Below are 9,076 nucleotides of genomic sequence, written 5' to 3'. Positions count from 1 at the left end.
ACCATCGGGCAAATGAGCGATGATCCACTCATCAGCTTGCCGGCAGTGGCACGCTGACAATCACCCGGCCCTCCGGGATGAGCCGTGGTCGCTAAGCTACACCACGTCCTGGGACACGATCCTTTGATGAGATGAAACGGCGACGGCTCTAGCTTTTGGCGCGGCCTCGAACAGCAGTGCCGACGTCCGAACGCCTCGGATTTTCAACATGATCTTAGAAAGTAGCCTGTCGCCGTTCACGACCTTTTGCCTGGGATCAGCGCTCTCCGCCCTATTGATGCTTTTTTGGGCTTGGTCCATGGTCGCAACGGCCCCGTCCCTGGAGGGCGTTTTCGACGCCTTCCACTTGGCAAAACGCCCCCCTGTCCTGACAAAGCGAAAACGGCTCTCTGTAAGCTTCCAAGCCGCTTTAAGAGCGTGGTCGGGCCACCGGATCATGATCTTGTTCCGGAAGATGCCCCATAGCATGTACGTTACCGCAGCAGGTGCATTCCTGATGGGATTGTCTGGAAGATGGAACTTACTGAATTTGACGCGCAAGCGATGTTTCACCGCCTCCCGATGTTCCAAAGGAACCTTGGCAATGAAGTGAGCATGCAGATCGAAAAGGCCGGACACTTCGTCGTAACGGGGATGAATGACCAGGAGCAACAGTTCGAACGCGCCACTCTTCCTAAGCTCGCTGAACTCGACGTTGATCTTCCGATTGAAGCTTTTCAGCGCGGCGTTGAGATGATCGGGCTCCGCTTTGGCCCCCGTTAGCCCAACGCCCCAAAAGACACAATCATGCAGCCCGTATTGTTTCGCGAAGCTCTGGAATGAGTCCACCATGGGCCTGTCTTTGCGGATTGCATTAGGGCCAAAGTAGCGCGTTCCTCGCAACGGCCGTCCCCAATCGATGATTTCGCCACCACCATCTCCCAGTAGAACGACGTAACGTTCGGCGTCGGATTGAAAGGGATTTATTCCTATAGAGACAAGACGTTTTGCGAGGAAGTACGCCGCAGCGAAGGGAGAGTTGGAGGCGGTCACAGTTTTGCTCTGATTGATACCCCGTCAAGGGTCAGGGCATTTGTGGCCACAGTCAAGCTCGCTGCGACCGCCAGTCATTTCCCATAATTGAGATGGCTAGCGCTGGGAATATAAGGAGAGAGATCAAGGCCCATGGGCAAAGGCATCACGCTGAGAACCTCCATTTCCTCCGGTCTCAGGAATTTCTTTCCATAATTTCTAGAGACAGCAGTCTTTAAGGTATGCCCGGTTTGAAGATCGTGGGTACGCTCGTCGATCCTTGCCAGGCGCATAATATCCTTGGCGTTATGTCGCGTGCTATGAAAGGTTTGCTCATATTGCCTATGAATGCCAACTTTTTTCAGCATGGAATTCATTCTCTTGCTGGCGGCATCGGCGGGGTCGGCGACCCGCTCTTTTCCGTGATAGAACGCACCTGGAAATAGGTAATCGTGGGGACGACGGTCCTGCGCGTAGCGTATGAATCCCAGCTCCTCGAAGATTTCGTGAAGAGCAATCAGGCGATGGCTGGAATCGGTTTTTAATTTTCGCGACTGGCTCGTCCCGTCGTCATCAACGAGATCAGTACGCAGGTCAATTACCCAATATAAATCGCCTCCGTCCTCCCCCATTTGATAGATATCCTTTCCCTGGAGAAAGATAAGCTCGGCAACGCGTGCACCTGTAATCGTGCCAAGCAATGGAAGCCACTTTGTATCGGGTCGCTTCTGCTGGGCAGCGTAAGCGAACCACTTGTTAAGATCGGGCACCTCGAACGGTGCGCGGTCTTTTGATCCTCTTGCATACTTGGGTATTCGGATGTTCACATCGTGCAGCGGTGAGCGAAAATTATGCTCAGCAGCCATGTCTCGGAAAAACATTCTTAGTGGAGATAAGTAATTATCCTCGATACTTTTTCCTACAAGAGTGGGAAGGCGCTGATCATCTGGAAGTTTGTTATTATATGCTGCCGCTTCGGCGCGATTAAGGCCACGAAGCGCCGGTAATTTGTTGTAGTTTGCAGGAACCTGCGCAAGAAGTATCGCAAATTTTTGTACATCTAAGTAAGTGTACTTATTTATCGGCTTGTCGCCTGCAAAAGCTACAAAATCGTCGATACGGTTTTTGTCGGTTTGAACCTTCTTAATGTCGATTCCTTCGTGAAGGCGGACCTCATCAGTCCATATGTTCAAGCAGTGCGACAATAACGGCCGTTGTGGTCCGCCTTCGAGAGAAAGTTTTACTGCGTCATAAAGGGAGGAAAGATCGTTCTTGACTTTCGCAAGCCCAGTTTCGCCCGCGATGTCAACCTGGCTTTGAACCGTTCTGATGCGCTCGCCTATCTCTTTAATTCTCAGCTGGAGTTCCGCTTGCTGTTCGTGGGACTCTGTAAGCAACCGAAGTTCCGTGGCCTTGACTGCCTTTTGTCTGGCCTGTTCAGCGCTCTCAAGAATTTCAATCCGATCATCAATCGAGGCTGCGACAATATCGATCAATTCGGTGATGATCAGGTCGCGGATATCTGGAATGTTCATCTCGGGATGGCCATGGTTTCGGAGAGCCACGAATATCTTTTCGGTATGACCAGCCAGTAAACGGGCGATCCTTGTTGCTGCGTTGAAGTCAATCCTGCCCAGGTTGATACGCAGGGGAGATTTTCCAAGCCGACTGCTGAGGTCGGAAGGAATTCGAATCTGGAAGCGATAGCCGCTGTCACGCCGTGTGAGGTACATTGATCCGGGTACACCTGTGGGTACATCCCCGGCTCAAAAGCCAATTATTCCAATGAAATCAATGGCGCGTTTATGGCGGAGAGGGTCGGGCTCATGCCGGCGGCCGAAAGGCCGATCCCCGTAAGGGCCGCATCAGAAGACGGCGGCGGCGGCGCGGAGCGCGTGACGGTGACCGTATAGGTTCGCGTTGTACCGCCCTGCGCTGTCACCACAGCCGTGATCGTGTTGCTTCCTTCAACGAGGGGGATTGCACCGGACGACGAACCGGACGTCACCAGAACGCTGTTCACCGTTACGGTCGAGGTCGAGTCCTCGACAGTCGGCGTCACCGTGATCGACGAGACGGCATTGGCGACCGTCGCAGTGTAGCTTGTCGTGGTGGCAACGAACGATGGGCTAGGAAGGCCGCTCGACAGTCTGAGAGTGGTGAGGTTGGCATTGATTGGCGCGGCGCGATTGTACGTAACCGTATAGGTCATTGTTGTTGAAAGGTCTTGAGACGTCACCACGATGTCGATCGGATTAGCGCCAACTGCAAGGTTGATGATGCCCGACTCGGCACCAGAGACCACCGTCGTGCCTTTCACCTTTATGGTCGCGGTGGCGTCCGCGGCAAAGACCCCTACTTTAGTTGCAGATACGCCGCTGGGAACGGAAACCGTGTAGCTCGTTATGCCAGACGCGAAGCCTGGGCTGAGCTGACCCTGTAGCAGCGAGATCATCGAAAGATTTGCGTTCGACGAAGCAGCATAGGACGGCGCGACCATGCCGAAAAACGTTAAAAAAAGCATAACGGCAAAAATTGCCAAAGATTTGAAACCGCGACTGGCTGGGTCGCGCTGCGAAAATGACTGATACATTGAAAAACTTACCCCCAAAGACCTTCTGCATGCTCCCCAGCGCGCAATCGGCCACCAACCCCAGATCTAAAATATAGATGGATACCGTCCTAGTGATTGACGTAGAAATACGCAACCATACGTAGCCAATTAATTGGAATCACCCCAGAAAAGGTTCGATGAACCGAGCGGCGGCGGTAATAAAGCATGTACTTACATTAGCTTAATCTGAATTTCCACCACCACCCACTACAACCAGACTATCTTACAGGGGATTACCCGGGCATGTCATTTGGCGCCACACCGAGTTGCATGGAGCCTGCTGGCAGGCTGTGATTTCTGTTGTGAAGTGCGTCGAGCGACGGTTCCCGACTAAGTCTGATCGCGTCAGGCTTATGCACGCGAAAGCGGTCCTGTCAGAAAGATATTGACCTATACAGCACGATACGGCGCATCCACGCCTTGCTTGCAAGGGAGGAATTATTCATCGCCCCCCCTAGCCTGACCACTTGCTCCCGAGAGCCCGCGGTCAGCCTCTGCCACCAGCCAATCCCAGAGGGCGATCACCACGGGTTGCCGTAGATTGCGGGGATGAGCGGCCAGCATAAAAGGTTTCGTACAGGCCATTCCCGTGTCACCGACGAGCACCAGTTCACCCTTTGCCAACCGCTCCGACGCAAGGTTGATACTGCCGAGGCAGACGCCAAAACCGCGCGTGGCGGCATCGAGCATGACGCCGGAATCGGAAAAATTGAGGCCTTTGACGAGAGCGCCGCCATCAAGCCCTTCGGCCAGAAACCATTTCTGCCAGTCGTCTTCCGTCTCGTCGTGCAGCATCGGAAAGTCGAGGAACGTCCGCCCATCCGGATCGGCAGGCATCGTGGACCGCAACGAAGGCGAGCACATCGGCCATACCGTATCGGTGAACAGGGTGACCGACATCATGCCGTCCCAATTGCCACGTCCGCGCGATACCATGATGTCGACTTCAGATTCGGCCAGGCTCACCTCCTCCTCCGTCGTTACCACCCATGGCTCCATATCCGGATGGTCGGCTCTGAGCTTTGCCAGCCGCGGCATGTACCAGCCCGAAGCGAAGGATGGCGGCATCGCCAGCACGACCGACCCGGGCTTGATATAAAAGCCGAGCCTGCGAACGCCCAGCCGGAGCGTCTCCAAAGTGGCAGCCACGGTGTCGTGGAAATCCCGCCCGGCATCGGTCAGCTCGACGCGCCGGTTGAGACGCATGAACAGCGGCTGACCGAGATGCTCTTCGAGTGCCCGAACCTGATGGCTGACCGCCGATTGCGTCATGTTCAGCTCTTGCGCCGCCAGCGAGAAGCTGGACAGCCGCGCAGCGGCTTCAAAGCCTGCCATCGCCGCCATTGGCGGCAGGTTCCGATAAGGGTTCACATGAGTTTTTTTCATCAAAAACCTGAAAGATTCGCGTTTGCTGCCAAACATTCCGGGGAATATAGCTTTTGACATGGAAACTGTTCAAGAAGAACGGCTTCGACACTCTTATCGATGAATAGTTTTAATCATGGAATTAATGATGCAAGACACCACCGGCATGGCTACGCCGAAGCAGTCAGGGTTCCGAATGCCGGCGGAATGGGAGCATCACACGCGCAGCTGGATGATGTGGCCGGCAAGGGCCGGATTCTGGGACGATATCGCCGCCACCAAGCGCGACTATGCTGCAGTTGCCCATGCCATACGTGCGTTCGAACCGGTCACCATGGCTGTGCGCCCGGAGGATGCGGCAGAAGCCCGTTCGATGCTGGGCGGCGATATCGAACTCGCGATCACGCCAATCGACGATTCCTGGGCTCGTGACACCGGCCCTTGTTTTGTCGTCGACGATCGAGGCACACGTGCCGGCGTGAATTTCGAGTTCAACGCCTGGGGCGGCAAATATCATCCCCATGACAAGGACAACGCCTTTGCCAGCTATGTATTGGCGCAGGCAAATGCCCCCACGTTCAATTCGCGTCTGGTCGCGGAAGGCGGCGGGCTGTCCGTGGATGGAGAAGGCACAATCCTCACCACCAAAAGCTGCTTTCCGAACATCAATCGCAATCCGGACTGGTCGCAAGACGAAATCGAGAGCGAACTCAAGGAAATGCTCGGCGGCGACAAGGTGATCTGGTTGCCTGGCAATCCGGAGGAAATCGAGACGGACGGCCATGTCGACGGCATTGCCGCCTTCGTCGCACCCGGCGTCGTGCTGATCGAGGCCGGAGATGCGGACTCCCCGTGGCACGCCATCAACAAGGCCAACATCCAGGCGCTGGAAGGCCAGACAGACGCCAAGGGCCGGCGTATCAAACTGATCACGATCCCGGAGGCGCTGGAGGCCGAGGCTGCCGGAGACCGGTTTTGCCGGTCCTATGTCAATTCGTATCTGGTCAATGGTGGCGTGATCATGCCGCAATACGGCATCCGCAGCGACGATCTGGTGCGCGAGACGTTTGAGGCGCTTTTTCCCGACCGCACCGTACGCCAGGTTCCCATCGCCAATATCGCTATCGGCGGCGGTGGCATTCATTGCATCACGCAGCAGGAACCTTCGACATGATCGCGACAAGGAAATGCAGACTCCGGCTGGGCGCGGCTCCCGGTGAAACTACTTCCAGCTACCTATTCGCATAAGGAGTTCTTGATGATGAAACGGCGCAATTTCTTGAAGCGGAGCCTGCTGGTTTCCGGAGGTGCTCTGGCAACAGGTGCGTTTTCCAGCAGCCTCGGCACGGCCAGCGAGGCCGATGACAGCACCTGGCACATGCCCGATGAAGGGGCAGCCCACGCTGCAACATGGATGGCCTTTGGTCCCAGCATCGACGTTTGGGGTGACAAGCTGCTTCCCGTGGCCAGAGACAATCTGGCCAGCATAGCCAAGGCGATTGCGGCGCATGAACCTGTGAAGATGCTGGTGCGCGAAGAGGATTATGACATCGCGGCGCGCCTGTGCGGCGCCTCTGTCACGCTGGTGGTCCAGCCGATCGACGATTTGTGGATGCGCGATACCGGGCCGGTCTTCGTGAAAAACCAGGCTGCAGAAGCTGGCGCGGTCGGCTTCAATTTCAATGGCTGGGGCGGCAAGCAAGAGCACGGTAATGACGCTGACGTTGCCGGTTTCATCGCCCACGCGGTCGCTGCTGGCCTCATCGAGACGAAATTGGTACTCGAAGGCGGCGGCATCGAGGTGGATGGCGAAGGCACGGCCATCATCACCGAAAGCTGCGTGCTCAACGCAAACCGTAATCCCGGCGTGAGCAAGGCCCAATGCGAAAAAGAACTCTCGCGCCTGCTCGGCGTGCGAAAGATCATTTGGCTGCCGGGCATTGCCGGCAAGGACATTACCGATGGTCATACCGATTTCTATGCGCGATTTGCCACCCCGGGCGTGGTCGTTGCCGGAATGGATATGGATCCACAATCCTATGACCACGCGGTCACCAAACGGCATTTGGAGATCCTGCGGCAATCCACGGACATCAACGGACACAAATTGGAGGTAGTGGTCCTGCAAGGACCGTCAACCGTACGCCGCAAATATGAGAACAAGGAGTTCGCAGCCGGTTACATCAATTTCTATGTTTGCAACGGTGCCGTCATCGCCCCGGAGTTTGGCGACCGGACGGCTGACAACAATGCCCGAGACGCTTTACGGGACTTGTTTCCAGGCCGAGACATCATCCAGCTAAACATTGACGGCATCGCCGCTGGTGGCGGTGGAATCCACTGCACCACGCAACAACAGCCCGCTTGAAAGCGCCCGGATCCGGGGCGCATCGCCAATGGGCCAGATTGACTCTACGAACGCCGTGAGGAGTTCATAGAGTATCCCGCAGGTGAGGAGCCGATTGAAAATGGCAGACTGGCAGTGAAACTCACCGCCAGATTGCCGCTGCTCCCAGAGGATGCCGTTCCCTTATTCCCACTCGATTATTTCCTAGTGTCATAAGCCGTTGTCTTAACACACGAAAATATTTTCTGCGAAGTACTATACCGTCCGACACACCGTCAAAAATACCGGCTACTGAAAACATTGGCTTTTTCGGCTGCTTTCGCAAAACGCACCTTCCACCATCTATCGCCATGCACGGCCGATTGATGAGCCTGCTACTCCCGCCGCGTGTCGTATTGGTAGGCGGTTTCATAGCCGGACGCGGTGCAGTCGAAAGAGCTTTTCGAAGAAATCGGTGACCCTCTGTTCAGCCCTATCGCCGACCAACTCGTTGGCTCCAAACCGGTAGACTTCATATCCAGCAAGGCGCAACTCTCGGTCAGCTGAGACCATGTCCGCATAGACCTTCAAGGACGGATGGTCATTTTCCGAGAAGTGGTGCTTTCCATCTACTTCCAGCACAATGCGCTGCCGCCCAGGAAGCAGCAGCAGAAAATCCATACGTTGACGCGGAAGAGGTAGGCGATGGCGTAGGGTTTTCACGACGGCAGGATCATAGTGAAGATAGACCTGCGGAAGGAGCGCGGGCAGCACCTCACCGAGCACGGATCGATAGGCCTTGAAGTAGGTGGCGAAGAGCTTTCGCTCAGCATCTGAGGCTAGGGATTCCTGGAGACGCGCTCCGAGATTTGCCGCATCGGCCCCCGGTGTGACATCGCTCCACCAAGACACGAGCTCGGACCAGAGAAGGCCATTTGAGCCGATCGACCGGTCGTAGATCAGGCAGCTCTCTTCGCCGGATAGAATGACGATGTCGTTGTTGATGGCGTCGGCAAAACCGATCTCCGGCTTCGGCCCCCGCGAGGCGAAAATCAAGTTCTTGGGTCGACCGCCTACCCCACGCACGAGAGGGCGGAAGGCAAAGATCGGGTGACCGGAGAGTTCGCTTTCCTGCGCTAGCTCGTATCCGTCGCGCGCCAGGATTTTGTTGAGGGCGGCGACCGTCCGTAACTGCTCATCTCCCGACCGAGGGGGTGAACAGCCTCCTCAAGCAACGCGCCAAACCTGGCTCTGGAGCAGTCAAATGCGCCGATTTCACCGAACAGATATTCCACCGACCAATCGCCGGGATTGTTATCCATGTGCCGAGCGATTTGGTCGCGCAGGCTCCGACCGCTGCTCCCGAGGAAGTCATCAATGGGCGTAGAAAGAGGGAAATAGCGTCCAACCATCTCCACCGTGCTACGCTCGTCGGCGAGATCATCTCCGAAGACCCGCGCGAGGTCTCGTCGTGTGATGTGGCTCAGGGGCGGGTCGTCGGCTTCAAGCACCTTGCGGGCCGCTTCATCGAGCGCGATGTCGCCACGGGAGTCGGCGAACTTAAGCGCCAATCAAGCCAATTCCTCCTGGGTGAGGTTCGCCAGCGCCAGCTCGATACGCTTCCGCTTTGACAGGCCATCCGCGTTAGGTACGACCAGTCCTGCGATCTGCTGCGGCGCCTCGCTCAACTCGGCATGGGTCATCGCCTGTAAAACAGCTGCGATAAGCCCATGAAGATCACTAGCCACGACCTATTCCCT

8 protein-coding genes and 1 pseudogene are annotated in these 9,076 nt (G+C 56.1%); 2 read left to right on the top strand and 7 right to left on the bottom strand.

Annotated features, from left to right (window positions below; all coding sequences use genetic code 11):
- Nucleotides 1-96 precede the first annotated feature (96 nt).
- The 4 genes from R6X40_RS29720 to R6X40_RS29705 form a co-directional block, all read right to left on the bottom strand.
- On the bottom strand, nt 97-1,032 hold the full coding sequence (locus R6X40_RS29720) for a hypothetical protein (protein ID WP_318418606.1): 936 nt from the start codon (nt 1,030-1,032) through the stop codon (nt 97-99).
- Nucleotides 1,033-1,106: 74 nt separating this feature from the next.
- The gene (locus R6X40_RS29715; protein WP_318418604.1) at nt 1,107-2,744 is read right to left on the bottom strand and encodes a site-specific integrase; all 1,638 of its coding nucleotides are present in this window, start codon (nt 2,742-2,744) and stop codon (nt 1,107-1,109) included.
- A 44-nt stretch (nt 2,745-2,788) separates the two neighbouring features.
- On the bottom strand, nt 2,789-3,553 hold the full coding sequence (locus tag R6X40_RS29710) for a cadherin-like beta sandwich domain-containing protein (RefSeq protein WP_318418603.1): 765 nt from the start codon (nt 3,551-3,553) through the stop codon (nt 2,789-2,791).
- Nucleotides 3,554-4,063: 510 nt separating this feature from the next.
- Entirely contained in the window at nt 4,064-4,969 is a 906-nt protein-coding gene (locus R6X40_RS29705; RefSeq protein ID WP_318418602.1) for a LysR substrate-binding domain-containing protein, read from the bottom strand.
- Nucleotides 4,970-5,135: 166 nt separating this feature from the next.
- On the opposite strand from R6X40_RS29705, the gene R6X40_RS29700 reads away from it, so the two are divergent.
- Entirely contained in the window at nt 5,136-6,164 is a 1,029-nt protein-coding gene (locus R6X40_RS29700; RefSeq protein WP_318418600.1) for an agmatine deiminase family protein, read from the top strand.
- Between the two features lie 84 nt (nt 6,165-6,248).
- Nucleotides 6,249-7,358 carry an agmatine deiminase family protein gene (locus R6X40_RS29695; RefSeq protein ID WP_318418599.1) on the top strand — a complete coding sequence of 370 codons (1,110 nt, stop codon included), beginning with the start codon at nt 6,249-6,251 and terminating at the stop codon, nt 7,356-7,358.
- A 387-nt stretch (nt 7,359-7,745) separates the two neighbouring features.
- Here R6X40_RS29695 and R6X40_RS29690 read toward each other — a convergent pair whose 3' ends face one another.
- The 3 genes and pseudogenes from R6X40_RS29690 to R6X40_RS29680 all read right to left on the bottom strand — a co-directional run bounded on the left by R6X40_RS29690 (nt 7,746) and on the right by R6X40_RS29680 (nt 9,064).
- Nucleotides 7,746-8,372, bottom strand: a complete 627-nt coding sequence (locus tag R6X40_RS29690) for a hypothetical protein (RefSeq protein ID WP_318418614.1) — start codon at nt 8,370-8,372, stop codon at nt 7,746-7,748.
- Between the two features lie 3 nt (nt 8,373-8,375).
- Nucleotides 8,376-8,827, bottom strand: a pseudogene (locus R6X40_RS29685) (hypothetical protein); the annotation flags it as partial.
- 60 nt (nt 8,828-8,887) lie between these two features.
- A complete protein-coding gene (locus R6X40_RS29680; protein ID WP_318418597.1) occupies nt 8,888-9,064 on the bottom strand; it encodes a hypothetical protein in 177 nt (58 codons plus the stop codon).
- Nucleotides 9,065-9,076 lie beyond the last annotated feature (12 nt).

Source organism: Rhizobium sp. PL01, from assembly GCF_033447125.1.
In the GTDB taxonomy this organism is placed as follows: domain Bacteria; phylum Pseudomonadota; class Alphaproteobacteria; order Rhizobiales; family Rhizobiaceae; genus Pararhizobium.
The sequence above is the reverse complement of the archived record's forward strand: the minus strand, read 5'-3'. Positions and strand labels throughout refer to the sequence as shown.